Below are 25,230 nucleotides of genomic sequence, written 5' to 3' on the forward strand. Positions count from 1 at the left end.
GTCAATCTTGCCGCACGGCGCCCAGGGCCGCCCGCGTGATGTCCGCCGCCGCGCCGTCGAGCCAGACGATCCGCTCGTCGCGGCGGAACCAGGAGCGCTGCCGCCGCACGAATCGCCGGGTGGCGCGGGCCGTCTCGGCGCGGGCTTCCCCGGCCCCGCAGAGCCCGTCGAGCAGGTTCATGATCTGGCGGTACCCCAGCGCGCCGCTCGCCGTGCGCCCGTCGCGCAGCCCGCGGCCGAGCAGGTCGCGCACCTCCTCCACGAAGCCCAGCGCCCACATCTGCTCGACGCGCGCGTCGATCCGCGCGTCAAGCAGCGCCGTGTCGACGTCGACGCCGAGCTGGAGGGCGTCGTACACCGGGCGCGGCTGCGGCAGCTGCGCGGTGAAGGCGGTGCCGGTCAGCGCGTTCACCTCGAGGGCGCGCACGATGCGCCGCCCGTTGCTGGGCAGGATGCGGCCGGCGGCGACCGGATCGGCCGCCTGCAGCCGGGCGTACAACGGCGCGGGCCCGACCTCCAGCAGCTCCCGCTCCAGCTCGGCGCGCAGTCCGGGGTCGGTGCCGGGGAAGTCGAAGTCCTCGAGCACGGCCCGCACGTAGAGGCCGGAGCCGCCGACGAGCAGCGGTACGCGTCCGCGCGCGGCGATGTCCTCGATCGCGGCGCGGGCGAGGCCCTGGTACACGGCCACGCTGGCCGGCTCGGTGACGTCCCAGATGTCCAGGACGTGGTGCGGGACGCCGGCGCGCTCGGGCGCGGTGAGCTTGGCGGTGCCGATGTCCATGCCGCGGTACAGCTGCATGGAGTCGGCGTTGACGACCTCCCCGCCCAGCTCGTCCGCGAGGCGCAGGCTCAGCGCCGACTTGCCCGCGGCCGTCGGGCCGACGATGGCGATGACGTCGTGCGTCATGCTTCCTCCGCACTCCACTTCGCCACGAAGTAGGCGACACCGTACGGAGCGGAGTCGTACAGCAGCTCTCCGTGCATGTCGCGGTCCTTGGCCCCGGCGAGCACCTGCCACGGCGCGCGGCCGGCGACGAGCAGCTCGGCCGCCTCGGCCGGGTCGATCGCGGCCAGCGCGGCGGCGTCGGCCCCGGCGAGGGCGGCGGCGACGGCGGCGTCGAAGGCCTCGGCGCGCGGGTCGAAGAAGCCGGGCGCCTTTTCGGTACGGCACGCAGAGCCGTCGCCGAGCACCAGCAGCCCGACCCGCTCGGCCTCGCCGGCCAGCTTGCGGCCGAGGCGCGCACACTCGCCGGGATCGGCGCCGGCGGCCACGCTCTGGAAGTTTCCGGCCGCCGGGGCCAGCCACGCGCCGATCAGGAGGCTGAGCGGAAGCTGCTCGCCGGACGGGTCACCGATCGGGAGATCGACGCCCCACGGGGAGAGGGTCCCCCCGAACGGGGGGTCACGGCGTACCGTCGTGCTATCAGAACCGAGGACGATGAGCGAGTCGACCGAGGCATCCGCCAGGTGCGCCACCGCGGCGCGGCAGGCCGCCCGCAGGTCGTCGAGCTCGGACGCCGCCCCGGCGGCCAGCTCCGGCACGAGCAGTGGCGGATGTGGGCAGACTGCGGCGGCGACGAGTGACACGACCTAACGTTATCGGGGACGGTCTCTGCGAAGCTCTGCGGCCTGTGAATGGCACCGGAATGGTCACGGTTCGGCCGCAGGCCCTCGACCGGCCCCGGGGCACACCTGTGAGAATGCCCTGGGGAACTTTGCTGTGCGATGGCGGCGTGACGGTGGGATACCCGATCCTACGGGCGCCGGGAGCGAGGATGGGCAGATGAGCGACCCTACGGAGTTCGGACGGATCGACACCGACGGCAATGTCTTCGTGAAGACGGCCGCCGGTGAGCGCCCAATCGGGTCCTGGCAGGCCGGGACGCCCGAGGAGGGCCTGGCCCACTTCGCGCGCCGGTTCGCCGACCTGGTGACCGAGGTCGACCTGATCGAGGCGCGGCTCGGCAGTGGCGCCGCCGACGCCGGCCAGTCGCTGTCCACCATCCGCCGTCTGCGCAGCGGCCTCGACGAGGCCCACGTCGTGGGTGACATCGACGGCCTCGCCGCCCGGCTGGACAAGCTCACGGCGATCGCCGAGGAGAAGGCCGGCGCCGCGCGGGCCGCCCGCGATGCGGCCCGGGCCGAGTCGCTCGCCCGCAAGACCACCCTGGTCGAGGAGGCCGAGCTCATCGCGTCCGAGGCGACCGGCTGGAAGACGGCCGGCGACCGCCTCAAGGAGATCCTCGACGAGTGGAAGGCGATCCACGGCGTCGAGAAGAAGGCCGAGAGCGAGCTCTGGAAGCGCTACGCCGCCGCCCGCGACGCCTTCACCCGCCGCCGCGGCGCCCACTTCGCCACCCTGGACTCCACCCGCAAGCAGGCCCAGGGCCGCAAGGAAGAGCTCGTCATCGAGGCCGAGGGCCTGTCGGAGTCCACCGAGTGGAACGCGACGGCCGCCCGCCTCAAGGAGCTCATGAACGAGTGGAAGACGGCCCCGCGCGCCGCGAAGGACACCGAGCAGAAGCTCTGGGAACGCTTCCGGGCCGCTCAGGATGCCTTCTTCAAGCGGCGCAGCGAGGTATTCTCAGCCCGGGATGCCGAGTTCAAGGGCAACCTCGAACGCAAGCAGGAGCTCCTGGCCCAGGCCGAGGCCCTCGACATCGACGGCGACCCGAAGGGCGCGCAGAACAAGCTGCGCGAGATCCAGGGCACCTGGCACGAGGTGGGCCGCGTTCCCCGCGAGTCGCAGGCAACCCTGGACCGCCGCCTCCGCAACGTCGAGGACAAGGTCAAGTCCGCGATGGACGCGGCGTGGCGCCGCACCCCGCCCGAGGCCAGCCCGCTGCTCGCCCAGATGCGTGAGCAGGTGGCCCGGGCCGAGCAGCAACTGGCGAGCGCCCAGGCCGCCGGCGACCAGCGGCGCATCAAGGAGGCCGAGAAGGCCCTGGAGTCGAAGCGCAAGTTCCTGGCCATGGCGGAGCACACCGCCTGACGGACTTCTCCGGTGACGGGCAGCGTCCCGTCCGACATAGAAAGTTGACCACTACACGCCGCGTGCGTGTAGTGGTCAACGCTTTTCAGGCCCTTTGCGAACCGCGACGAGCCGCAGGCTTTCCGCGCCACAGGCGCCCCGGCCCCGGACCGCGACGAGCCGCAAGCTTTCCCCGCGCCACAGGCGTCACGATCCGGACGGGTTCTACTCTCGCCGCAGAGCCCCCGGACCGCCCCGGCGGTCGCCGGTCAGCAGTGGGTCGCGGCCGGCTGCGGGGGCGGCGCGCCGATCGACGGCATGCCCAGCGAGACCCCCGGCGTCCGCGTCACCCGCCCGGCCTCCCACGCGTCGCCCGCCCGGGTGCGGCGGTGCGACACGAGCGGCCCGTCGGCGTTGAGGTGGTGCGGCGCCGCGTACGTCACCGTGGTGTGCACGATGTCCCCCGGCCGGATGCCCGCGTCCGCGTCCGCCGCGAAGTGCACCAGCCGCCCGTCCCGGGCCCGCCCCGAGAGCCGCCCCGTCGCCGTGTCCTTGCGCCCCTCACCCACGGCCGCGAGCACCTCGAGCGTCGTACCGACCAAGCGCTTGTTCTCCGCCCAGCTGATCTCCTCGAGCACGGCGATCAACCGGTCGTACCGCTCCTGGACCACGGCCTTCGGCACCTGCAGGTCCATCGAGGCCGCCGGGGTGCCGGGGCGCTTCGAGTACTGGAAGGTGAACGCGCTGGAGTAGCGGGCCGCGCGCACCACGTCGAGCGTCCGCTCGAAGTCGGCGTCGGTCTCGCCCGGGAAGCCCACGATGATGTCGGTGGTGATCGCGGCGTCCGGCATGGCCGCGCGGACCTTCTCGATGATCCCCAGGTACTTCTCCGCGCGGTACGAGCGGCGCATCGCCCGCAGCACGTCGTCCGAGCCCGACTGCAGCGGCATGTGCAGCGAGTGGCACACGTTCGGCGTCTCGGCCATGGCCGCGATCACGTCGTCGGTGAAGTCCTTCGGGTGTGGGCTGGTGAAGCGCACGCGCTCCAGGCCGTCGACCGAGCCGCAGGCGCGCAGGAGCTTGCCGAACGCGTACCGGTCGCCGAACTCGACCCCGTAGGAGTTCACGTTCTGGCCGAGCAGCGTCACCTCGAGCACGCCCTCGGCCGCCAGCGCCCGGACCTCGGCCAGCACGTCGCCCGGCCGGCGGTCCTTCTCGCGGCCGCGCAGCGCCGGCACGATGCAGAACGTGCACGTGTTGTTGCAGCCGACCGAGATGGAGACCCAGCCGGCGTAGGTGGACTCGCGGCGGGTCGGCAGCGTCGACGGGAAGACCTCGAGCGACTCGAGGATCTCGACCTCGGCGGCGGCGTTGTGCCGGGCGCGCTCCAGCAGCACCGGCAGCGAGCCGATGTTGTGGGTGCCGAAGACGACGTCGACCCAGGGCGCCTTCTTCACGATGTCGCCGCGGTCCTTCTGGGCCAGGCAGCCGCCGACGGCGATCTGCATGCCCGGGTGCGCGAGCTTCGTGGGGCGCAGGTGGCCGAGGTTGCCGTAGAGCCGGTTGTCCGCGTTCTCCCGCACCGCGCACGTGTTGAACACGACCACGTCGGGCTCGCCGTCGCCGGCCGCCGGCACGTAGCCGGCCTCCTCCAGCAGCCCGGAGATGCGCTCGGAGTCGTGCGCGTTCATCTGGCAGCCGTAGGTGATCACGCGGAAGGTACGAGTGTCAGTCATAGCGAAGCAAAGCTTAGCCCCCGATGTGTTCGCCGGCCGTATCCACGAGCCCCGGCAGCTCCACGTCCGCCGCCTCGCCGGGCGGGAACAGGGGCGTGACCGCGACGTACCCGTCACGCAGCCACCCGTCGTCGCTGCCCGGCTCGGGGACCTCCCCCACCTGCTCCAGGGACATGCTCACGAAGCCCTCGCCGCGCTCGCGCAGCGTCATCTGCACGATGCCGAACTCGGCCAGGTGGGCCCGGCGGATGCCGCGCAGCGCGCCGGCCTCGACGTCGGGCACGTTGATGTTGAGCGCGAACGGGCCAAAGCCGCCGCCGGCCGGCCCGGTCTCCGCCGACCAGGCCGGTGTCGATTGATTGAGCAGCGGCAACAGGTCGACCGCGACCTCCGCGGCGGCGTCCCAGTTGGCCTCGACGGCGTCCGGGGGCACGTCGAGGGAGACCGCGAGCGCCGGGCAGCCGTTGGCCACGGCGGTCAGGGCGGCCCCGACGGTGCCGGAGTGCAGCACCGCGGCGCCGGTGTTGGCGCCCCGGTTGATGCCGGACACGACCGCGTCCGGCGGCGGCCCGAACGCACCCCGGGTGGCCAGCAGCACGATGAAGGCCGGCGTTGCCGAAACTGCAAAAGCGGCGGCGGTACCGTCGATGCCTCGCTCTTCCATCTGGATGCGCCCGCCGTCGTCGACCGCCAGCAGGGCGGCGCTCGAGCCCGAGGACTCCTCCACGGGCGCGGCGACCACCGTCTCGTGCCCGGCGCGCATCACCCACTCGGCGAGCGCGAGCAGGCCGGGGCTGCCGATGCCGTCGTCATTGGTCACGAGGATCCGCATGGCCATCAGCATCGCCGGGTTGCTCGTTGTGATCAAACGGAGGCTGTAGGGAACCTGTCAGGGACACGTCACGCAATTCGGGCGTCGTTATCGGCCCGTGACCACTGTGTCGCGGATCAGCAGCCTTTGCCCGGCTAACGTCATTCGCACTGGGCAGGCGACGCGGCGTCGCGACATAGTGGGGCGGGACATGACGGCAGAGCCTTTGATCGTGCTCAACAGCGTGAACAAGTGGTTCGGCGAGCTGCACGTGTTGAAGGACATCAACCTGTCGATCGGCCGCGGCGAGGTCGTCGTGGTGGTCGGCCCCTCGGGGTCGGGCAAGTCGACGCTCTGCCGGGCGATCAACCGGCTCGAGCCCATCAACAACGGCGAGATCGTTTTCGACGGCACGCAGCTGCCGGCGGAGGGCAAGCCCCTCGCCCGGCTGCGCAGCGAGGTCGGCATGGTCTTCCAGTCGTTCAACCTCTTCGCGCACAAGACGATCCTCGAGAACGTCATGCTCGGGCCGGTCAAGGTGCGCAAGGAGAAGCCGGCCGTGGTCCGCGAGCGCGCGGCGGCCCTGCTCCAGCGGGTCGGCATCGCGCAGCAGGCGGAGAAGTACCCGGCCCAGCTCTCCGGCGGCCAGCAGCAGCGCGCGGCGATCGCGCGCGCCCTGGCGATGCAGCCCAAGGCGATGCTGTTCGACGAGCCGACGAGCGCGCTCGACCCGGAGATGGTCGGCGAGGTGCTCGACGTCATGACCGGCCTGGCCAAGGAGGGCATGACGATGGTCGTCGTCACCCACGAGATGGGCTTCGCCCGGCACGCGGCCAACCGCGTCGTGTTCATGGCCGACGGCCAGCTGGTCGAGGAGGCGGCGCCGGCGGAGTTCTTCGCCAACCCGCGCACCGACCGGGCCAAGGACTTCCTCTCGAAGATCTTGACTCACTAGAGCGGCTTCGCCGCACACGCCACTGACATAGATCACACCCTCGGCACACGAGAGGCGCACCACCCCGGTTGCGCCAACGGCCGCCCGGCTCGCCCGGGATCGGCTCTGAGGTAATGGAAGGAGCACACCAGAACATGCGAATCATGCGCATCGCGGCCATCGCCGCCGTCGCCACGCTTTCACTCGGCCTTGCCGCCTGCGGCAAGGAGGGCACGCCCACGCCGGAGACCCCGGCGGGCTCCGGCGCGCCCCAGGCGGCGAGCGACGCCTGCACGTCGTCCGGCGTGGCGCTGACGCCCGCCTCGGGCGTCGACATCGCGGGCAGCCCGACGTTCGCGAAGATCAAGGCGGCCGGCAAGGTCGTCGTCGGCGTCAAGTTCGACCAGCCGAACCTCGGCTACAAGGACGCCTCGGGCAAGCGCTGCGGCTTCGACATCGAGATCGCCCAGCTGGTCGCCTCGAAGCTCGGCATCGACCCGGCGAAGATCGAGTACAAGGAGGTCGCGTCCGCGAACCGCGAGACGTCGATCAAGGGTGGCGAGGTCGACTACTACGTCGGCACCTACTCGATCACCGACAAGCGCAAGGCCGACGTCTCCTTCGCCGGGCCGTACTTCATCGCCGCGCAGGACCTGCTGGTGCGCAAGGACGACACGTCCATCACCGGCTCGGCGTCGCTGAAGGGCAAGAAGGTCTGCTCCGCCACCGGCTCGACGCCGATCCAGCGGGTGCGTGACCAGAAGCTCACCGAGGACAGCAACATCGTGGAGTTCAAGACCTACTCCGAGTGCGTCTCGCAGCTGATCGACAAGAAGGTCGACGCGGTCACCACCGACGACGCGATCCTCAAGGGCTACGCCGCGCAGAACCCGAGCCTGCTGAAGGTCGTCGGCAAGCCGTTCACCGACCCGGCGACCGGCAAGCCGTACCCGGAGAAGTACGGCATCGGCCTGGCCCACGACGACAAGGCGCTGCGCGACTTCGTCAACGCCTCGCTGGAGAAGGCCGAGCAGGACGGCACCTGGCAGAAGATCTACGACGGCACCCTGGGCAAGTCCGGCTCCACCGCGACGATCCCGCCGCTCGAGAAGTACTGATCCTGACCACGGGACGCCGCCCCCATTGCGGGGCGGCGTCTCGCCCTTATTCCCCTCCGATGGGCAGCGGATGAACGAGTTTCTTCACGTCCTCACGGACAACTGGGATGTGATCGGGTCCCATTTCTGGACCACGATCCAGTTGTTCCTGATCGCCGCGGTCGGCTCGCTGGTTTTCGGGATCCTGCTGACCGCGATGCGCGTGTCTCCGGTGCCCGCCCTGCGCGGCTTCGGCACCACCTATGTGCTGCTGCTGCGCAACTGCCCGCTCACGCTGGTCTTCGCGCTGCTCGTGTTCGCGGTGCCGAAGCTGGACGTCAACATCGACTACTTCCCCAGTGCCTGCATCGCGCTCACCGCCTACACCAGCGCGTTCGTGTGCGAGGCGCTGCGCTCCGGCATCAACACGGTGCCGGTCGGGCAGGCCGAGGCCGCCCGCGCGCTGGGCATGACCTTCGGCCAGGTGCTCGGCCTCGTCGTGCTGCCCCAGGCCTTCCGCACCGTGGTACCGCCGATGGTCAGCGTCCTCAACGCCATGCTCAAGAACACCACGATCGCCGCCGGCTTCTCGGTCGCCGAGGCGGGCCAGATCCAGGCGTACCTCTCCGAGCGCGGCGAGAACCAGATCTACACCATCCTGTGGATCGCGATCGGCTTCCTGATCCTCGTGATCCCGCTGGTCGTGCTGCAGCGCACACTCGAGCGCCGCTGGGGGGTCGCCCGATGAGCAACATTCTCTACGACCTGCCCGGTCCCAAGGCCCGGGTGCGCAACCGGCTGCTCGGCGTCGTGAGCCTCATCGGGATCGTGGCGCTGCTGACGTACATCGTGCTGCGCTTCTACGACACGGGTCAGTTCGACCCGATCAAGTGGCAGCAGTTCGAGTACGCCTCGATCCAGCAGCAGATCCTCGACGGCTACCTGACCACGATGCGCACCGCCGGCGTTGCGGCCGTGCTCGCGCTGGCGTTCGGCGCCCTGCTGGCGGCCGGGCGGCTCAGCGACCACCTGTACTTCCGGGCCCCGACCTCGTCCGTCGTCGAGCTGTTCCGGGCCATCCCGCTGCTGGTGCTCATCTTCTTCGCGTACTACGGCCCGATCCAGCTCGGCTACAAGGTCGGCCCGTTCTGGCCGCTGGTGATCGGGCTCACGCTGTACAACGGCGCCGTGCTGGCCGAGATCTTCCGGGCCGGCGTGCTCGCCGTGCCCCGGGGCCAGTCCGAGGCCGCGTACGCGCTGGGTATGCGCAAGACCCAGGTGATGGTGTCGATCCTGCTGCCGCAGGCGGTCCGGGCCATGCTGCCGGCCATCGTCAGCCAGGTCGTGGTGCTGCTCAAGGACACCGCGCTGGGCTTCATCATCCAGCTGCCGGAGCTGTTGTACGTCGGCAAGCAGATCGGCGGCCGGCTGCCGTTCGGCCTGCCGTACGTGCCCGCGTACCTGGTCGTCGCCACGATGTACATCGGCACCTGCGGCCTGCTGTCCTGGTTCGCCTTCTGGCTGCAGAGGCGGCTCACCGGCGGCAAGCGCGTCAAGACCGCGGCCAAGCCGATCCCGCTGTCGGTCGACACCGGGGCCGGCGGCGGAGCCGTGCTTTGAGTTGATTGGCAAGGTTGCGTCCGGTGCGTACGCTGCGCGAGTGGCGGACACTGGCTTCCGGTTGGGCATCGACTTCGGAACCTCGAACACGGTCGCGGTCCTGCGCTGGCCGGACGGGCGCACCAAGCCCCTCCTCTTCGACGGCTCGCCCCTGCTGCCGTCGGCGGTGTACGCCAACGCCGACGGCAGCATCCTGACCGGACGTGACGCGGTGCACTCGGCGCGGCTCCAGCCGCACCGCTTCGAGCCCTACCCGAAGCGCCGCGTCGAGGAGGGCACCGTCTGGCTCGGCGAGCGTGAGGTCCCCGTCGCCGAGCTCGTCACCACCGTCCTGCGCCGGGTCGCGGCCGAGGCCGAGCGGGTCGCCGGGGCCAAGCCCGCGCACGTGATGATCACGCACCCCGCGACCTGGCCGCCCCAGCGCCGCCAGACGCTCTCCCAGGCCGCCGTGGCCGCGGGCCTCCCGGCGCCGCTGCTGTCCGCCGAGCCGATCGCGGCGGCGTCGTACTTCGTGGGCACGGTCGGCACCCACGTGCCCGTCGGCGGGATCGCGGTGGTGTACGACTTCGGCGCCGGCACGTTCGACGCCAGCGTGGTGCGCCGCAACGCGGGCGGGGGCTTCGACGTCCTCGCGAGCGAGGGCCTGCCGGACGCGGGCGGCCTCGACGTCGACGCGGCCGTGGTGGCGTACCTCGGGCGCAACTTCGCCGGGCGCGAGGGCGACCAGTGGCGGCGCCTGACCAACCCGGAGACCGAGGCCGACCGCCGCGCCGCGTGGCAGCTGTGGGAGGACGCCCGCCTGGCCAAGGAGATGCTGAGCCGGGCCGCGACCACGTACGTCCACGTGCCCCTGTTCGACGAGAGCGTCCCGATCGGCCGGGAGCAGCTCGAACAGCTGGCCCGCCCGATCCTGGACCGCACGGTCACCGCCACCCAGATCGCGGTCACCTCGGCGGCCCTGGGCGACCGGCCCGTCTCCGCGGTGTTCCTCGTCGGCGGCTCGAGCCGCATCCCGCTCGCCGCGACCCTGCTGCACCGCGCGTTCGGCCTGGCCCCGACCGCGATCGAGCAGCCCGAGCTCGTCGTCGCCGAGGGCGCCCTGCACCTGGCCCCGCCCACGGGCCGCGCGCCCGTCTCGGGCGCGGCCGGCGGCGCGACGTCGCCGATCTCCGGCGGCCCGGTCGCGACCTCGGGCGGCCCGACGTCGGGCGCCGGGGGCCACGAGCTCAGCGGCGACGTCGCGGCGGCCCCGGTGTCGGCCGCGCCGGTGTCGGGGCAGCCGGTGTCGCCCGGGTTCAGCATGCCGTCGAACACGCCGCACCTGCCGCCGCTGATCCAGACGAGCGCGATGCCGGTCGTGGCGCCTCAGCCGGTACACCCGCAGCCGCAAAGGCCCGTCTCGCCTCCGCCGCCGCAGCGTCCGACGGTGGCCTTCCCGGTCCCGCGGCAGCCGGTGATGCCGCAGCAGCCGGTGCGTCCGGTGCCGGTGACCGCCATGCCGGCCAGCCCCGCGCCCACGTGGCAGGGCGGCTATCCACCGGTACCACCGCCGAAGAAACGACGCGGAGGGCTGGTCGCGGCCATCGGCGGCGGCACCCTCGCGCTGCTGCTGATCGTCGGCGGGATCGTCTGGGCGGTCAACCGCGGCGGCCCCGACAACGGCGGCGGCGGGGACGGCCCCTCGGACCAGGCGCTGCCGGCGGTGTCCCCGGCGTGCGGCCACAAGATCGCGTACCTGGGGATGTCCAGCGGCGACAACTCCGACGACGGCGTGATGATGCGCAACAGCGTCCGGCTCGCCATCGACGACTTCAACGCGGCCCACTCGAACTGCAAGGTCGAGTTCAAGGAGTTCGACACCACCGGCACCGACGACGGCAGCAAGGCCAAGGCCCAGCTCGCCGTCGACGACAAGGAGGTGATCGGCGTGGTCGGCCCCGTGTACGACAACGAGATCCTCGCCGCCGGCCCGATCCTCGAGAAGGCCAACCTGCCGATGATCACGCCGTTCGCGCCGGACGAGAAGCTCGCGAAGCAGGGCTGGGCCACGTTCCACCGCGCGATCGGCTCCGACGTGGACCAGGCCCGCGCGGGCGGGGCGTACATCAAGAACACGCTGAAGGCCAAGAAGACCGCGATCGTGTACGACGACTCGGACTTCGGCACGATCGGCCGCACCGAGGTGTCGAACGTGCTCGGCAGCGCGACGGGCGTGTCCGTCTCGATCCACCAGACCGACACCGACTTCGCCTCGGCGGTCAAGCAGGTCACCGACTCCGGCCCGGACGCGGTGTACTTCGCGGGCGTCTCGGCGGACGGAATCAACTTCGTGAAGGCGCTGCGCGCGGCCAAGGCGGATCTGCCGATCGTCGGCTCGGACAAGCTGTTCACGCAGAGCTTCGTGACCAAGACCGAGGGCAAGGCCGAGGGCGTGATCGTCACCTGCCCGTGCGTGCCGTCGAAGGATGCCGGGGCGGACTTCGCCTCGAAGTACCAGGGCACGTTCGGCGCGCAGGCCAGCTACTACGGCCCGGAGGCGTACGACGCGACGGGGGTGTTCCTGGCGGGCTTCGCGGCGGGCAAGGGCACCCGCGAGAACATGCTGTCGTACATGTCAACGTACAAGGGCAAGGGCGCCGCAACGGGCCGCGAGATCAAGTTCGACGCCCGGGGCAACCTGGACACGGCGGACAAGCTGATCTGGGCGTACAAGGTCAAGAGCACGTACATGGTGGGCGACAGCTTGATCGCCCCAGCCTGACGGGCGCGGTCACAGCACGGCTGCGGCACGGCGACTCCGTCACGGCCGCGGCTGCACGTCGGCGCAGCATACGGCCACACAGGTCGGCACGGCTTACGGCCGCACGGCTTACGGCAACGGCTTACGGCCGCACGGCTTACGGCAACGGCTTACGTCGGCACGGCTTACGGCAACGGCTGCACGTCGGCACGGCTTACGTCGGCACGGCTTACGGCTACGGCTGCACGTCGACTCGGGTCGGCTCAGGCACGGCACGGCACGCTTGCGGCGGCGGCTGCGGCTGATGCACGGCTTCGCCTCGCTCGGCTGGGTCGCGGCACGGCTGCGGCTGCCGCACGGCTTCGCCTCGACCCGGCCCGATTTATCCGGCGCTCCGCACCGGATAAATCGCCTTTATCAATCATTTTTCCGGGCCACCGATCGCGAGCTGCAGCAACGCGCTTCCCGGCTACGGCCCCGCCTCAGCGAGCGATCTCGGTGACCCGCGACTCGCGCACGACCGTCACGCGGATCTGACCCGGATAGGTCAGCTCCTCCTCGATCTGCTTGGCCACGTCGCGAGCCAGCACCGCCGCCCCGATGTCGTCGACGTCGTCGGGCCGCACCATGACCCGGATCTCGCGCCCGGCCTGCATCGCGAAGACCTTCTCGACCCCCGACTTGCCGCCGGCGATCTCCTCGATGCGTTCGAGGCGCTTGACGTACGCCTCCAGGCTCTCCCGCCGCGCCCCCGGGCGCCCGCCGGAGCACGCGTCCGAGGCCTGGGTGAGCACCGCCTCGATGGTCTGCGGCAGCACCTCGTTGTGGTGTGCCTCGATGGCGTGGACGACGTCCTCGTGCTCGCCGTACTTGCGCGCGACATCGGCCCCGATCAGCGCGTGGCTGCCCTCGACCTCGTGGGTGAGCGCCTTGCCGATGTCGTGCAGGAACGCCGACCGCTTGATGAGCGCCGCGTCCAGGCGCAGCTCGGCCGCCATGATGCCGGCGATGTGCGCGGTCTCCACGAGGTGCTTGAGCACGTTCTGGCCGTACGACGTGCGGTACCGCAGCCGCCCCAGCAGCGTCATGAGCTCGGGGTGCAGGTCGGTGATGCCCACCTCGACCAGCGCGTCCTCGGCCGCGCGGTGGCACAGCCGCTCCACCTCGTGCTTGGCCTGGTCGAAGACCTCCTCGATGCGGTGCGGATGGATCCGCCCGTCGAGCACCAGCTTCTCGAGGGTGAGGCGGCCGATCTCCCGGCGTACCGGATCGAAGCACGACAGCAGCACGGCCTCGGGCGTGTCGTCGATGATCAGGTTCACCCCGGTCGTCGACTCGAACGCGCGGATGTTGCGCCCCTCGCGGCCGATGATCCGGCCCTTCATCTCGTCGCTGGGCAGGTGCAGCACGCTGACCACGCTCTCGGCGGTCTGCTCGCTGGCCACCCGCTGGATCGCGTCGACCACGATGTGCCGCGCCCGCTGCTCGGCCGTGTTGCGCGCGTCGTTCTCGATGTCCCGCACGAGCAGCGCCGCCTCGCGCTTGGCCTGCGCCTCGATCGTCTCGACGACCTCGACCCGGGCCGCGTCGGAGGTCAGCCCGGCGATGCGCTCCAGCTCCTCGCGGTGGCGCTCCTCGCCCTCGGCAAGCTCCGAGTCCCTCCGGGCAAAAGACGCTTCGCGTTCCAAAAGATCCGCTTCGGTACTGCTGATGCGCCGATCCCGCTCCGCCAGCCGCTCGGCCTCCTCGGCCAGCAGCCGCTCCCGCTCGTCGAGCCGGCGCTGGCGCCGCTCCGCGTCCTGCGACTGCTCCTTCGCGACCGCGGTGAGCTGGTTGACCTCGCGCTCGCCGGCCCGCCGCGCGGTCGCCCGGGCCTGCTCCGCGTCGGTCTCGGCCTGCCGGTGCGCCCGCTCGAGCAGCGAGTCGGCCTCGGCCCGCGCCGCGTCGAGAATCCGCCGCGCCTCCGACCGGGCCGAACTGGCCTCGGCCTTCGCGGCCGCCGCCTCGGTGCGCGCGGCCGCGGCCGCCGCCCGCGCCTCATCCACCGCGGCCGTGGCATCCTCCGCCGCCGTACGCAACGAGGCGAGCGAATGCTCCTGCCGATCCTTCTCGGCCAGGAACGCGGGATCATCCCCGGCCGGCACCGCCACGGTGACGTTCCCGCCGAGCCGGCGCACGGTCTTGAGCGCCACGAGGAGCACCGCCACGACGACGACCACGAGAACGGCCATCGCCACCGTCAGTGCAATCTGTACCCCGGTCACGCCGCCACCTGCCGCACCGAACCCACGCCCGCCGCCCGGCTCCGGACGACCCGCGCCTCGGGACTGTTCCGGGAACCCAGCTCATTCCGGCTTCGGAAGGCCGGCTCATTCCGCAGTGCCGGTTCGTTCTCGTTCTGGAGGACCAGCTCGCCCCGGCTGCGGGGAGCCCGCTCGTTCCGAAGGGCCGGCTCGTTCCGGTAGGACGCTTTCCGCAGGTCGCTCGCGCTCCGCCGCCGCTGTTCCTCGGAGGTCTGCGCGCCACGACCGAGGCACGGGCCGGCCGGGGGCCGCACCGCTCGTGCCCGGTTCGCGCCCGACGCTCTACTCACACGCACCGCCCTGTCCGCATGGGCGGTCCCGCCCCCGATAGCCACCCTACTTGGGCCGGCCGCCCGGGTTCGCCGCTCAAGCCCGAAGTGCGTGGTTCGCCCCGGGACATCACCATGCCCGACGGTCTGACCCACCGTCGGCCCGTCCTGTACTCCGGGGATGCGTCCGTCGCTCTCGTCGCCGTCGGTATCAAGAGCCGAGGCCGATCGCGCGCCGTCGCGGGGTCGTCCCGCGCTCGCCCCGGGGGCCGTCAGGCTGCCGGGGCTTTCGGGGTCGCAGAGGATGACACGGGCGCACTCCGTCACGACGTCACCTCGCTCCGCTCGGCGCCGCGCACATGCGACGGCGGGTGTTGTGGAGGAGACGCCCGACCACTGCGCATCAAGATATATCGATATCGGGACCTAGGGGGCCCCGCTGCTGGGTCGCTGCTAGCGCCGACACCTCCCGCAAGGCGTGGCGCTCATATCCGCTGTGAATCTAGTAAGTGATGCTGATCTGTGACGCGATCTATGTTGTGCGGTAAACCCGCGGTGGTTGGGCGGTCTCCATCTAGTAACGCCGAGGCTAGGTCGTGAAGGCCGCTTCGGTCAAGGACTCATGATCGGGCACCATACGGGACGTAAGTCCGTCAAGTACCCCCGCCAGCCGAAACGCCCCAGGGGCAACTTTTGTACGGATCTTTCCGGCATGTCGGTCGCCCAGGTGTCAAAAACTTCCACAGCGCGTCACGGTACGACACCAGAGCGCACAGTCCCCGCTCCGATCTGCGCAACCATTCCACCACAGACAGTGTGCGCCACCAACATCACCATCGACACCCGTCACCCCGAGCGCGCCCCTGAACACGGCAAGTACGCCCCGACGTGGAACGGAACCCGCCACAACGCCATATGCCTGCAAGCACCACGCGCGAGCCATCCACCCGCCATCACGACGCGCAGATCCGACACACCCTGGAGACGGCTCAACCCGGAATACGAGTCGGTAGAGATCCCGCCCATCACCGCGCGCGAGCAACGATCGCGGGCAAGACATCCGATGAACGGCCGATGAATGCAGACGGCGCGACGGGGCCGACGAGCACAAGACGCGCGACGAGCACAGGACGGGCCACGAGCACAAGACGGGCGACGAGCACAGGACGGGCGACGAGCACAGGACGGGCGACGAGCACAGGACGGGCCACGAGCACAGGACGGGCGACGAGCGCAAGACGGGCCACGAGCACAAGACGGGCGACGAGCGCAGGATGCGTAGCGAGCGCAGGGCGGGCCACGAGGCGACGGGCGCCCGGCAATCCGCGCCGCGGCTACTGGGCGTCGGGGTCGATCGCGGCGTCGGCCAGGGCGTCGGCGTCGATGGAGTCCGCGAACTCGGCCGCGTCCGCGCGTTCGGCCATGGCGTCCTTCACGAGGCGAATCGCGAGGCCCGGCGGGTACCCCTTGCGGCCCAGCATCCCGACCAGCCGCCGGAAGACGGCCTCGGGGGTGGCGCGGGTCTCGATGCGAAGGCGGCGTACGACCAGTGCCTTGGCCGTCTCCTCCTCCAGGTCCGGGGTCAGCTCCTCCAGCGCCTCCCCCATCTCGTCCACGGAGACGCCCTTGCGCCGCAGCTCGCCGGCCAGTGCCCGCCGCGAGAGCCCCTTACCGTGATGGCGACTGCTCACCCAGGCCCGAGCGAACGCGGCGTCGTCGATGATGCCGACCTCGTCGTACCGATCGAGAATCTCCGCGGCGATCTCGTCCTCGACGCCGCGCTTGCGCATCGCGGTCGCGAGCTCGGTCCGGGTCCGTGGCCGAACGGCCAGCTGCCGCAGACAGATCTCCCGAGCCGCCTCCCGCGCGTCCACCGGCTTGGGCGGCGGTGCGTCCCGATCCCGCTTGGACCGCCCACGCCGCCCACGATCGCCGCCGTCTTCGGCCGTCGAATCAGGAATTTCGGAAATGTCCGAAGCGGGAGCGGCACGCAGAGAGTCATCGCTCCACGACAACGACTTCGGCGGACGCCTCCGCCCCGACTCGGGAACGTCATGGTCCAACGCCGAGGAGTCCGCGCGGCCGGCCGAGGAGGACGCGCGGCCGGCCGAGGAGGAGAAGCCCCGACCGGTAGCAGCAGCCGAGCCCGAAGAGTCCGCACGGCCCGAAGAGGAGGAGGCCCGGCGGGCGCGAGGAGCCGAGGCCGCGGAAGACCCCGAGCCGCCATCGGAAGATGAGGAAGACGAGAAGGCCCGACGGGGACGAGCAGTCGAATCAGGATCCACGAGGTCGGCGGAGAGCGCCCGATCGGTGCGAGAAGCCGAGGCCGAGGAGGACTCCGCGTCGCCGGAAGACGAGGAAGACGAGAAGGCCCGACGAGGGCGAGAAGCCGAAGCAGAGTCCGCAGGGGACGAGGAAGCCCGATCCGAGCGAGATGAGCCCGAGCGGGCCGAGTCAGGCCCGGCGGAAGAGCGGCCCGCGGGAGAAGCTGACGAAGAGGGAAGGCTCGGCGGCGCCGACCCGGGATCGGACCACGGATTGTCCAGCCCCGGCTCCCACACAGGGCGCGGCGAAGCCGAGGACACGGGATCGTCGGCCGCCGCCCACGGATTCCCGGGCGAGGACTCCCACGCCGGCCGCGCCACCTCGTCGGCAGCAGGCGCCGAAGAAGAAGACGTCACCCACGGGTTGCGCGCCGCCTCGTCAGCGGTGACCCCCGAAGGCGAAGATCCCGCAGCCCACGGATTCCCGGGCGAGGACTCCCACGCCGGCCGCGCCACCTCGTCGGCGGCAGATGCCGAAGAAGAAGACGCGGTCCAAGGGTTGTCGCCGCCGGGGTCGGTCCGCGGCGTGCGGCGGCGGGGAGTGTCGGGCGGCTCCGAGCCCTCGGCCGCGAGCCAAGGGTTCTCCTCGCCGGACATCAGTACCTCCAGGACAAGAGACCCGGTGCCGTCCCGAGCGGCTTGGCCCGCCAGGGGCCGGCACCGGGGGTCTCAAGCGATGCGCCACAAACGGCGCCGCAGCCGGCGAAAAGCCGGCAAAGCGCGCCACCAGAGGCGCCACCAACGCGCGAGCTCTCAAGGCGTCGCCAACCAAACGCCACGAAGGCGCGCCCGGTCAGAAGTCGACCGGGGCCGCCTCCGGGCCGCCAGCCGCGTCCGCGGACTGGTTGACGCCGACGCCCAGCTTCTCCTTGATCTTCTTTTCGATCTCGGCGGCGACGTCGGGGTTCTCGCGCAGGAACTTGCGCGAGTTCTCCTTGCCCTGGCCGAGCTGGTCGCCGTCGTACGTGTACCAGGCGCCCGACTTGCGAATGATCGCCTGCTCGACGCCCACGTCGATGAGCGAGCCCTCGCGGGAGATGCCCTTGCCGTACATGATGTCGAACTCGGCCTGCTTGAACGGCGAGGCGACCTTGTTCTTGACCACCTTGACGCGCGTGCGGTTGCCCACGACGTCGGTGCCGTCCTTGAGGCTCTCGATGCGCCGGATGTCGAGGCGGACCGAGGCGTAGAACTTCAGCGCGCGGCCACCGGTCGTGGTCTCCGGGCTGCCGAACATGACGCCGATCTTCTCGCGCAGCTGGTTGATGAAGATCGCCGTGGTGCCGGAGTTGTTGAGGGCACCAGTGATCTTGCGCAGGGCCTGGCTCATGAGGCGGGCCTGGAGGCCGACGTGGCTGTCGCCCATCTCGCCCTCGATCTCGGCGCGCGGCACGAGGGCGGCGACGGAGTCGATGACGATGACGTCGAGGGCGCCGGAGCGGATCAGCATGTCGACGATCTCGAGGGCCTGCTCGCCGGTGTCGGGCTGGGAGACCAGCAGCGCGTCGGTGTCCACGCCGAGGGACTTGGCGTAGTCGGGGTCGAGGGCGTGCTCGGCGTCGATGAACGCCGCGATGCCACCCTGGGCCTGGGCGTTGGCGATCGCGTGCAGCGCGACCGTGGTCTTGCCGCTGGACTCCGGCCCGAAGACCTCGATCACCCGGCCGCGGGGAAGACCGCCGATGCCGAGCGCCACGTCGAGGGCGATGGACCCGGTCGGGATCACGGACATGGGCGCGACGACGCGCTCGCCGAGCCGCATCACGGAGCCCTTGCCGAACTGCTTGTCGATCTGCGAGAGGGCCAGCCCCAGCGCCTTCTCCCGGTCAGGTTGCACTGCCATGTCCGTCACCCCTGGATTCGCGGTCTTCGTCGGCGTTCGCTTGGTCACGCTGACACGTTAAGCGCCGGGTATGACAAAAAATTCGAGCGACGCCCAACGAGCGAGAAGAGTACCCGTACATCTGTACGATCAGCACGCCGACACGCCGAAAAACATCACCTCAGACGTGCGGGAACACGCTCCGGATATGCGGCAACTACTGCGCGCCACACTTCGGCGGTATCGAAGCGGCCCGCGAGCGCCTCCTCGATGGTCAGGCCGCCGAGCTGCGACAACACCTGGTCGTGAGCGATGCTGCGAGCGTATGCAGGCCCGAAGACCTCCTCGAGCCGCTGCCAAAAATCTGTCAGACGCACGGTGTCAAACTACTTGGGCCTGACCTAACGGAGTACTCGGGCGAGCAACGGAATGACGGTCACCCCGGCCAGGAGCGTCAGCACGGGGTACCCGAAGAAGTCAACGACCACGCCGGACAGTGCGCCCGCCGAGGCCCCCGCGACCCCCATGATCACGTCGGAGAGCCCCTGCACGCCGGCGCGCTGCTCCACCGGCACCGACTCGGACAGCAGCGTGGACCCGGCCACCATCGTGCCACTCCAGCCGATCCCGAGCAGGGCGAGCCCGATCGAGAGCCGGACCGTGTCCGAGCCCGCGGTGCCGGCGAACACGCAGGCCAGCACCAGCACCCCGATCCCGCCGACGATCACCGGACGGCGCCCGAGGCGGTCGGTGAGCAGGCCGGCGACGGGCGCGAGCGCGTACATCCCGGTGATGTGGATGCTGATCACGAGGCCGACGACGCGCAGCAGGTCGCCGTGGTCGTGGACGTACCCCCCGATGTGCACCGGTGTCATCGACATCACGCCGACCATGACCACGTGCCCGACCGCGACGGCGGCGACCCCGGTCCGGGCGCCGGCGCTGTCGCGGACGGTGCGGGCGGCCTCGCGCCAGACGGCCTTCGCCCCCGGGCGCGCGCCGCCGGCGGTGAGCAGCGGGTCGGGGCGCAGGGCCACGAACAGCACGGTCGCGGCCAGTGCGAAGGCGAGCACGCTGAAGAGGTACGGCCCGCCGTACTCCGGCACGCCCCAGCGCCCCAGCAGCCGGTCGGTCAGCGGCGCGAGGTTCGGCCCGGCGACCGCCCCGACCGCCGCGGCCCAGACGACGACGGACAGGTGACGGGCCCGCCGGTCGGGCGCGGCGAGGTCGACGGCGGCGTAGCGGGACTGGAGGTTCCCCGCGCTGGACCCGCCGAACAGCAGGGTGCCGAGGAACAGCAACGGTACCGACGAAATGAAGACCGACACGACGACCAGCAGCGCGCCGAGGGCCCCGACGAGGTAGGCGAAGACCAGCCCCGGCCGCCGCCCGCCGGTGCGCATCAGGCGGGTCGCCGGGATCGCGAGCACGGCCCCGCCCACGACCGCGCAGCTGCCGGTGAGCCCCGCCGCCCACGGCCCGGCCAGCGAGGAGGCGAGCAGCGCGCCGACCGACACGCCGCTGGCCACGCCGAGCCCGCCGATGATCTGGGTTGCGGACAGCAGGCCGAGAGTCCGCCGCTGGAGGGCGGTGACGTCGACGGCGGTCGCAGTCTCAGTGATCAAGCGCCGAGACTATCGCCTCGGCGGCCTCGTACGCGTCCTCGCCGTCGGCCCGCACGAGCACCGTGGAGCCGGCCGTCGCGTTGAGCGCCATCACCGCCAGCACGCTGCGGGCGTTCGCGATCTTCTCGCCGAAGACCACCTCGACGGTACTGCGAAATCGCGCCGCCACCCGCACCAGCGCCCCGGCCGGCCGGGCGTGCAGGTCCTCGGGCAGCACCACCGAGCGCTCAGAGCTTGCGGACATCACGTGCCTCCACCGCCGACTGGGTGACCACGTCGAGGCTGGCCCCGGTGCCGGCGAGCACCGCCGCCGCGACCGCGCCCTCGACGAACGGCGCGTCGACGAGCACGGCGTCGTTGGCGACCCGGTCCTCCAGGACGGTACGCGCGGTGAGCACCGCACTGCCCAGGTCGGTGAGCACGATCACGCCGGCGCCGCGGTCGGCCCGGTCGATCGCCACGAGGATCCGGTCGTAGCTGGTGCCGAGCCCCCCGTCGTCGGTACCGCCGGCGGCCTCGATCGGCACCTCTTCGCCCGCGACCTGGACGAGCATGTCCCGCAGGCCGTGGGCCAGACGCTCGCTGTGCGACACCAACACGATCCCCACCAGTTGCGCCATACCAGGCATGCTATGTGCATGAAAAAGTTCATCAACGACCCGGCCGACGTCGTCCGGGAGACGCTCGCCGGGCTCGCCGCCGCCCATCCCGAGCTGCGGGTGGACCTCGAGGAGCAGTACGTCGCGCGCGCGGACGGCCCGCGGCCGGGCAAGGTGGGCCTGGTCTCCGGCGGCGGCTCCGGCCACGAGCCGCTGCACGCGGGCTTCGTCGGCCCCGGGATGCTCGACGCCGCCATCCCGGGCGAGGTGTTCACCTCCCCCGTCCCGGACCAGATCCTGGCCGCCACGAAGGCCGCCGACGCCGGCGCCGGCGTGGTACACGTGGTGAAGAACTACACCGGTGACGTGATGAACTTCCAGATGGCCGCCGAGCTCGCCGACGAGGAGGGGCTGCGGGTCGAGACCGTGCTCGTCGACGACGACGTGGCGGTCGAGGACTCGACCTGGACCGCGGGCCGCCGTGGCACCGGGGCCACCCTGCTGGTGGAGAAGATCGCCGGGGCGCTCGCCGAGGAGGGGGCCGCCCTCGAAGCCGTCGCCGCGGTCGGACGGGCCGTGAACGAGCGGTCGGCGTCGTTCGCCGTCGCGCTCTCAGCGGGTACAACTCCGGCGTCTGGAAAACCGGGATTCGAGCTCGGCGCGGACGAGATCGAGGTGGGGGTCGGCATCCACGGCGAGCCCGGCCGCAGCCGTGCGCCCATGCGCCCGGCCCGGGAGCTCGCCGCGCTCATCGTCGACGCGGTGCTCACCGCGAAACCGGTCGGGTCCGAGCCCCTCATCCTGCTCGTGAACGGGCTCGGGGGCACGCCCCTGATGGAGTTGTACCTCATGTTCGGCGAGATCCGCCGCCGGCTCGACGAGGCCGGGGCGAACGTCGCGCGCACCCTGGTCGGCAACTACGTGACAAGCCTCGACATGGCCGGCCTCTCGCTGACCGTGTGCCGCGCCGACGACGAGCTGCTGCGCCTGTGGGACGCGCCCGTGCGCACGCCCGCGCTGCGCTGGGGGGCGTGAGCGTGGACGAGGCCCTGGCCCGGGACTGGATCGCCGCCGTCGCCGAGTCCGTGCGCGCGGAGGCGGAGCACCTCACCGACCTCGACGCCGCGATCGGCGACGGCGACCACGGCGTCAACCTGCGCCGCGGCTTCGACGCCGTGACCGCCGCGCTGGGCGGCCTCGAGCCCACCTCGGCCGGCGACGTGCTCGGCAAGACCGGCACCACGCTGCTGTCGAAGGTGGGCGGCGCGTCGGGCCCGCTCTACGGCACGGTGTTCCGGGCGCTGGGCAAGACGCTGCGCCAGGGCGGCTCGTTCGCCGAGGGTCTCCAGGCGGCGCTGGACGGCGTGCGGCAGCTGGGCCGGGCGGAGGTCGGCGACAAGACCATGGTCGACGCGCTGGCCCCGGCCGTGGCGGCCTACGCGGGGGCGGCCGCGTCCGGCGAGTCCGTCGCGGCCCGGGCCGCCGCTGAAGCGGCAAAAGCAGGAGCCGCTGCGACGGTACCGCTGGTAGCCCGCAAAGGCCGAGCCTCCTACCTGGGCGAGCGCAGCGCCGGCCACCCCGACCCGGGCGCCACGTCGACCGCGCTCATCATGGAAGCCCTCGCGAACGTCACAGGCCGCTGATTGCCCGTCCCGTGGGGGAGCTCCGCTCCACCCACACCCCCTCAAGACCTTCGCCAGTGCCGACGGTCTCGAACCGGCCGCCGGCCCCGGCTCCCGTCACAGGCCGAGCGAACGGCCGATGATCTCCTTCATGATCTCGGTGGTGCCGCCGTAGATGGTCTGGACCCGGCTGTTGAGCCACGCCTTGGCGACCGGGTACTCCATCATGAAGCCGTACCCGCCGTGCAGCTGCACGCACCGGTCCGCCACCTTGTTCTGCAGCTCCGTCGTCCACCACTTCGCCTTGGCCGCGTCGGCGACGGTGAGCCGCTCCGCGTTGTGCTCCTGGATGCAGTGGTTGATGAAGGTCCGCGCGATCGTCACCTCGGTGTCGAGCTCGGCCAGCAGGAACCGGTTGTGCTGGAACTTGCCGATGGGGCGCCCGAAGGCCTCCCGGCTGCGGACGTACTCCAGCGTCATCGCGAGAATCGACTCCGCCGCCGCGACCGCCGCCACCGCGATGCCGAGCCGCTCCCGGGGCAGGTTCGCCATCAGGTGGTAGAAGCCGGCGTTCTCCTGGCCGATCAGGTGGTCGGCCGGAATGCGGCAGTCGTCGAAGAACAGCTCGGCCGTGTCGTTCGCCTTGAGCCCGACCTTCTCCAGCCGCCGCCCGCGCGTGAACCCGGGCGTGCCGGTCTCCACCGCGAACAGGCTGATGCCGTGCGCGCCCTTGGACGAGTCGGTCTTGGCCACGACCACGACCAGGTCGGCCATCTCGCCGTTGGTGATGAACGTCTTCTGCCCGTTGAGCACCCACGAGTCGCCGTCGCGCACCGCGTTGGTACGAATCCCGGCCAGATCACTGCCCGCGCCGGGCTCACTCATCGCGATGGCGGTGACGATGTCGCCGGAGCAGAAGCCCGGCAGCCACCGCTTCTTCTGCTCCTCGGTGGTCAGCTCGGTCAGGTACGGCGCGACGACGTCGTTGTGCAGCCCGAACCCGAGCCCGGAAGCGCCGGCCGCGATGATCTCCTCGACGAGCACCGCGTTGAACCGGAAGTCCCGCTGCCCGCCGCCGCCGTACTCCTCGTCGACGTCCATCCCGAGCAGCCCCGCGCCGCCGGCCTTGCGCCAGATCTCCCGGTCGACGATGCCGGCCTTGTCCCACTCGTCGTTGTGCGGCACGGCCTCGCGCGCGAGAAACTCCCGGCAGAGGTCCCGGAACGCCTGATGCTCGGCCTCGTACAGGTGCTGCTCCATGCGCGCCAGTGTGCGACGCGAGACACGGTCTCGCCTAGCGCCTTCTTGCCCTCCACACCACCGTCCGCTGTCCCTGCCGCCCACGACTCCGCGCCGCTGTCCCGCGGGCTCGGCCGGTCAGAGCCCGAGCATCCCGTACAGATGGTCGGGAAGCGGCTGGGCGTCCTTCGGCTCGGCGACGCTGACGGCGGTCCCGAAGTCCGAGTACGTCGCCTCCACCGGGTTGTCCGGAATGCTCACCTTCACCGAGACGAGCCGCTCCTGCTCATCGACGCTCGCCTCGAACGGCACCGCCCGGGCCGCGTCCCCGAGCTGCATGACCTGCCCGACGTTCACCGGCCCCCAAGCGACGACCCGGGTCATGTCGACGGTCCCCGTGTACTTCCGCCCGTCGCGCCGGACATCGTGCGTGGCTGCGATCAGCGCCTGCACCCCGGTAGGGTCCTTGGTGGCACTGAGCCCAAGCGCCCCCGGCCGCGTGACCCGGGAAGAATCGATCCTGTACCAGGCCTGCCCGTCGAAGCCGGGCAACGGCAGACCCGTGAGCCGCGTGTACGCACTCCCGCGCACCTCAACGGTGTCAATCTTGAGCGAGGCCCCGTCGGAGCTGACCGCCACCGAGGCGTCGAGCAGATCCGCGAGCGGATCGATCCCGCCGGTGTAACTGCCCTCCTTGGCAACGACCTTGAACCGGTAACTACTGAACCCGAGGTGCCAGACCCCGGCCGCCAGCCCACTGGGCGAGGGTTTGACACTGACAGCGGGCGCGGGCGGGGCCGCCGTGTGCGTACACCCGGCCACGCCGAGCACGACCAGCGCGGCCCCGACCAACGCGACAACCCGTCTCGCAAACGCCACCCGAACACCGCTGGTCGCCACACCCGCACGGACGGCGGTCACCACCGGAGCCGCTCGAACACCGGCCGTCACCGCCGCCGCGCCCAGAGTCGTAGCCCTGGCTTGCGTGCGGGTCCAGCCGCGCCACGCCACCGCGCGGACGCCGGTCGTCGCCACACCCGCGCGGACGGTGGTCGTCACGGGAGCCACTCGAACGGCGGCCACCGCCGGAGCCGCGCCAACGCCGGCCCCCGCCTGACGTGCAGCAGCGCCCGGAGCCGTAGCCCTAGCTTGCGTGCGGGTCCAGCCGCGCCACGCCACCGCGCGGACGCCGGTCGTCGCCACTGCCGCGCGAAAGGCAGTCGTCACCGGAGCCGCGCCGACGCCAGCCCCCACCTGACTCGCGGCGGCGCCCGGAGCGGAGGCCCGGACACGCGCGCGAGGCTCGCCGGCGGCCGCCACCGCAGCCGCGCCGACGCCGGACCTCACCTGACTCGCGGCGGCGCCCGGAGCGGCGGCCCGGACACGCGCGCGAGGCTCGTCGGCGGCCCGCGTCGGGGCGGCCGCAAGACACAGTGCGTCGCTGGGGCGCGTCGGCGGGGCGGGCGTCCTGGTCACGCGCCGGAGCGTACCGGCCCTCGTCCGGCCCGGGCGCGCCGC

At 71.5% G+C, this 25,230-nt stretch carries 21 protein-coding genes; 8 read left to right on the forward strand and 13 right to left on the reverse strand.

Annotated elements, in window-relative coordinates; all coding sequences use genetic code 11:
* Nucleotide 1: 1 nt before the first annotated feature.
* Together miaA and AB0B76_RS46645 are read right to left on the reverse strand one after the other, a co-directional pair.
* Nucleotides 2-907 (reverse strand): tRNA (adenosine(37)-N6)-dimethylallyltransferase MiaA, encoded by a 906-nt coding sequence (gene miaA, locus AB0B76_RS46640; protein WP_360388734.1) that lies wholly within the window; start codon nt 905-907, stop codon nt 2-4.
* Nucleotides 904-1,587, reverse strand: coding sequence for a hypothetical protein (locus AB0B76_RS46645; protein ID WP_360388737.1), 684 nt, complete (start codon nt 1,585-1,587; stop codon nt 904-906). Before AB0B76_RS46645 ends, miaA begins: the two co-directional genes overlap by 4 nt.
* Nucleotides 1,588-1,783: 196 nt before the next feature.
* Between AB0B76_RS46645 and AB0B76_RS46650 the strand changes: the two genes are divergently transcribed.
* Complete coding sequence (locus AB0B76_RS46650; protein WP_360388740.1) at nt 1,784-2,992, forward strand: DUF349 domain-containing protein; 1,209 nt, start codon at nt 1,784-1,786, stop codon at nt 2,990-2,992.
* A gap of 248 nt (nt 2,993-3,240) precedes the next feature.
* On the opposite strand, the gene miaB is transcribed toward AB0B76_RS46650, so the two are convergent.
* The gene (gene miaB / locus AB0B76_RS46655; protein ID WP_360388743.1) at nt 3,241-4,707 is read right to left on the reverse strand and encodes a tRNA (N6-isopentenyl adenosine(37)-C2)-methylthiotransferase MiaB; all 1,467 of its coding nucleotides are present in this window, start codon (nt 4,705-4,707) and stop codon (nt 3,241-3,243) included.
* 13 nt (nt 4,708-4,720) lie between these two features.
* Nucleotides 4,721-5,539 carry a 5'/3'-nucleotidase SurE gene (locus tag AB0B76_RS46660; RefSeq protein ID WP_360388745.1) on the reverse strand — a complete coding sequence of 273 codons (819 nt, stop codon included), beginning with the start codon at nt 5,537-5,539 and terminating at the stop codon, nt 4,721-4,723.
* 190 nt (nt 5,540-5,729) lie between these two features.
* On the opposite strand from AB0B76_RS46660, the gene AB0B76_RS46665 reads away from it, so the two are divergent.
* From AB0B76_RS46665 to AB0B76_RS46685, 5 genes are all read left to right on the forward strand, one after another.
* The gene (locus AB0B76_RS46665; RefSeq protein ID WP_360388748.1) at nt 5,730-6,473 is read left to right on the forward strand and encodes an amino acid ABC transporter ATP-binding protein; all 744 of its coding nucleotides are present in this window, start codon (nt 5,730-5,732) and stop codon (nt 6,471-6,473) included.
* 134 nt (nt 6,474-6,607) lie between these two features.
* Nucleotides 6,608-7,570, forward strand: a complete 963-nt coding sequence (locus AB0B76_RS46670) for a glutamate ABC transporter substrate-binding protein (RefSeq protein WP_360388751.1) — start codon at nt 6,608-6,610, stop codon at nt 7,568-7,570.
* Nucleotides 7,571-7,640: 70 nt separating this feature from the next.
* Nucleotides 7,641-8,297: an amino acid ABC transporter permease gene (locus AB0B76_RS46675; RefSeq protein WP_360388754.1), complete on the forward strand. Its 657-nt coding sequence runs from the start codon at nt 7,641-7,643 to the stop codon at nt 8,295-8,297.
* Nucleotides 8,294-9,169, forward strand: coding sequence for an amino acid ABC transporter permease (locus AB0B76_RS46680; protein ID WP_360388757.1), 876 nt, complete (start codon nt 8,294-8,296; stop codon nt 9,167-9,169). Before AB0B76_RS46675 ends, AB0B76_RS46680 begins: the two co-directional genes overlap by 4 nt.
* Before the next feature lie 40 nt (nt 9,170-9,209).
* On the forward strand, nt 9,210-11,930 hold the full coding sequence (locus AB0B76_RS46685; protein WP_360388760.1) for an ABC transporter substrate-binding protein: 2,721 nt from the start codon (nt 9,210-9,212) through the stop codon (nt 11,928-11,930).
* A 461-nt stretch (nt 11,931-12,391) separates the two neighbouring features.
* Here the strand turns inward: AB0B76_RS46685 and rny are convergent, their stop codons facing one another.
* The 7 genes from rny to dhaM form a co-directional block, all read right to left on the reverse strand.
* Complete coding sequence (rny, locus tag AB0B76_RS46690; RefSeq protein WP_360388854.1) at nt 12,392-14,140, reverse strand: ribonuclease Y; 1,749 nt, start codon at nt 14,138-14,140, stop codon at nt 12,392-12,394.
* A gap of 1,675 nt (nt 14,141-15,815) precedes the next feature.
* Nucleotides 15,816-16,355 (reverse strand): regulatory protein RecX, encoded by a 540-nt coding sequence (locus AB0B76_RS46695; protein ID WP_360388763.1) that lies wholly within the window; start codon nt 16,353-16,355, stop codon nt 15,816-15,818.
* 1,243 nt (nt 16,356-17,598) lie between these two features.
* Entirely contained in the window at nt 17,599-18,648 is a 1,050-nt protein-coding gene (gene recA / locus AB0B76_RS46700; protein WP_360388765.1) for a recombinase RecA, read from the reverse strand.
* Nucleotides 18,649-18,803: 155 nt separating this feature from the next.
* A complete protein-coding gene (locus tag AB0B76_RS46705; protein WP_350622017.1) occupies nt 18,804-19,004 on the reverse strand; it encodes a DUF3046 domain-containing protein in 201 nt (66 codons plus the stop codon).
* Between the two features lie 24 nt (nt 19,005-19,028).
* Nucleotides 19,029-20,252 (reverse strand): MFS transporter, encoded by a 1,224-nt coding sequence (locus AB0B76_RS46710; RefSeq protein WP_360388769.1) that lies wholly within the window; start codon nt 20,250-20,252, stop codon nt 19,029-19,031.
* Nucleotides 20,242-20,496 carry an HPr family phosphocarrier protein gene (locus AB0B76_RS46715; protein WP_360388771.1) on the reverse strand — a complete coding sequence of 85 codons (255 nt, stop codon included), beginning with the start codon at nt 20,494-20,496 and terminating at the stop codon, nt 20,242-20,244. The genes AB0B76_RS46710 and AB0B76_RS46715 overlap by 11 nt, the downstream gene beginning before the upstream one ends.
* Nucleotides 20,480-20,872, reverse strand: coding sequence for a dihydroxyacetone kinase phosphoryl donor subunit DhaM (gene dhaM / locus AB0B76_RS46720; RefSeq protein ID WP_360388774.1), 393 nt, complete (start codon nt 20,870-20,872; stop codon nt 20,480-20,482). The genes AB0B76_RS46715 and dhaM overlap by 17 nt, the downstream gene beginning before the upstream one ends.
* 18 nt (nt 20,873-20,890) lie before the next feature.
* Between dhaM and dhaK the strand changes: the two genes are divergently transcribed.
* On the forward strand, nt 20,891-21,886 hold the full coding sequence (gene dhaK / locus AB0B76_RS46725) for a dihydroxyacetone kinase subunit DhaK (RefSeq protein WP_360388776.1): 996 nt from the start codon (nt 20,891-20,893) through the stop codon (nt 21,884-21,886).
* Nucleotides 21,883-22,494 carry a dihydroxyacetone kinase subunit DhaL gene (gene dhaL, locus AB0B76_RS46730; RefSeq protein WP_360388779.1) on the forward strand — a complete coding sequence of 204 codons (612 nt, stop codon included), beginning with the start codon at nt 21,883-21,885 and terminating at the stop codon, nt 22,492-22,494. Before dhaK ends, dhaL begins: the two co-directional genes overlap by 4 nt.
* A 96-nt stretch (nt 22,495-22,590) precedes the next feature.
* On the opposite strand, the gene AB0B76_RS46735 is transcribed toward dhaL, so the two are convergent.
* A complete protein-coding gene (locus AB0B76_RS46735; protein WP_360388782.1) occupies nt 22,591-23,733 on the reverse strand; it encodes an acyl-CoA dehydrogenase family protein in 1,143 nt (380 codons plus the stop codon).
* Between the two features lie 117 nt (nt 23,734-23,850).
* Entirely contained in the window at nt 23,851-24,747 is an 897-nt protein-coding gene (locus tag AB0B76_RS46740; RefSeq protein WP_360388784.1) for a hypothetical protein, read from the reverse strand.
* Between the last annotated feature and the right edge of the window lie 483 nt (nt 24,748-25,230).

This window comes from Dactylosporangium sp. NPDC049140 (assembly GCF_040648435.1).

What these genes read in the sequence shown, in the direction of transcription:
- dhaM (WP_360388774.1), bottom strand. Translation starts at nt 20,872, where the DNA reads ATGGCGCAACTGGTGGGGATCGTGTTGGTGTCGCACAGCGAGCGTCTG.
- AB0B76_RS46665 (WP_360388748.1), top strand. Translation starts at nt 5,730, where the DNA reads ATGACGGCAGAGCCTTTGATCGTGCTCAACAGCGTGAACAAGTGGTTC.
- AB0B76_RS46735 (WP_360388782.1), bottom strand. Translation starts at nt 23,733, where the DNA reads ATGGAGCAGCACCTGTACGAGGCCGAGCATCAGGCGTTCCGGGACCTC.
- rny (WP_360388854.1), bottom strand. Translation starts at nt 14,140, where the DNA reads ATGGCCGTTCTCGTGGTCGTCGTCGTGGCGGTGCTCCTCGTGGCGCTC.
- miaA (WP_360388734.1), bottom strand. Translation starts at nt 907, where the DNA reads ATGACGCACGACGTCATCGCCATCGTCGGCCCGACGGCCGCGGGCAAG.
- miaB (WP_360388743.1), bottom strand. Translation starts at nt 4,707, where the DNA reads ATGACTGACACTCGTACCTTCCGCGTGATCACCTACGGCTGCCAGATG.
- dhaK (WP_360388776.1), top strand. Translation starts at nt 20,891, where the DNA reads ATGAAAAAGTTCATCAACGACCCGGCCGACGTCGTCCGGGAGACGCTC.
- recA (WP_360388765.1), bottom strand. Translation starts at nt 18,648, where the DNA reads ATGGCAGTGCAACCTGACCGGGAGAAGGCGCTGGGGCTGGCCCTCTCG.
- AB0B76_RS46650 (WP_360388740.1), top strand. Translation starts at nt 1,784, where the DNA reads ATGAGCGACCCTACGGAGTTCGGACGGATCGACACCGACGGCAATGTC.
- AB0B76_RS46680 (WP_360388757.1), top strand. Translation starts at nt 8,294, where the DNA reads ATGAGCAACATTCTCTACGACCTGCCCGGTCCCAAGGCCCGGGTGCGC.
- AB0B76_RS46660 (WP_360388745.1), bottom strand. Translation starts at nt 5,539, where the DNA reads ATGCGGATCCTCGTGACCAATGACGACGGCATCGGCAGCCCCGGCCTG.
- AB0B76_RS46670 (WP_360388751.1), top strand. Translation starts at nt 6,608, where the DNA reads ATGCGAATCATGCGCATCGCGGCCATCGCCGCCGTCGCCACGCTTTCA.
- AB0B76_RS46675 (WP_360388754.1), top strand. Translation starts at nt 7,641, where the DNA reads ATGAACGAGTTTCTTCACGTCCTCACGGACAACTGGGATGTGATCGGG.
- AB0B76_RS46715 (WP_360388771.1), bottom strand. Translation starts at nt 20,496, where the DNA reads ATGTCCGCAAGCTCTGAGCGCTCGGTGGTGCTGCCCGAGGACCTGCAC.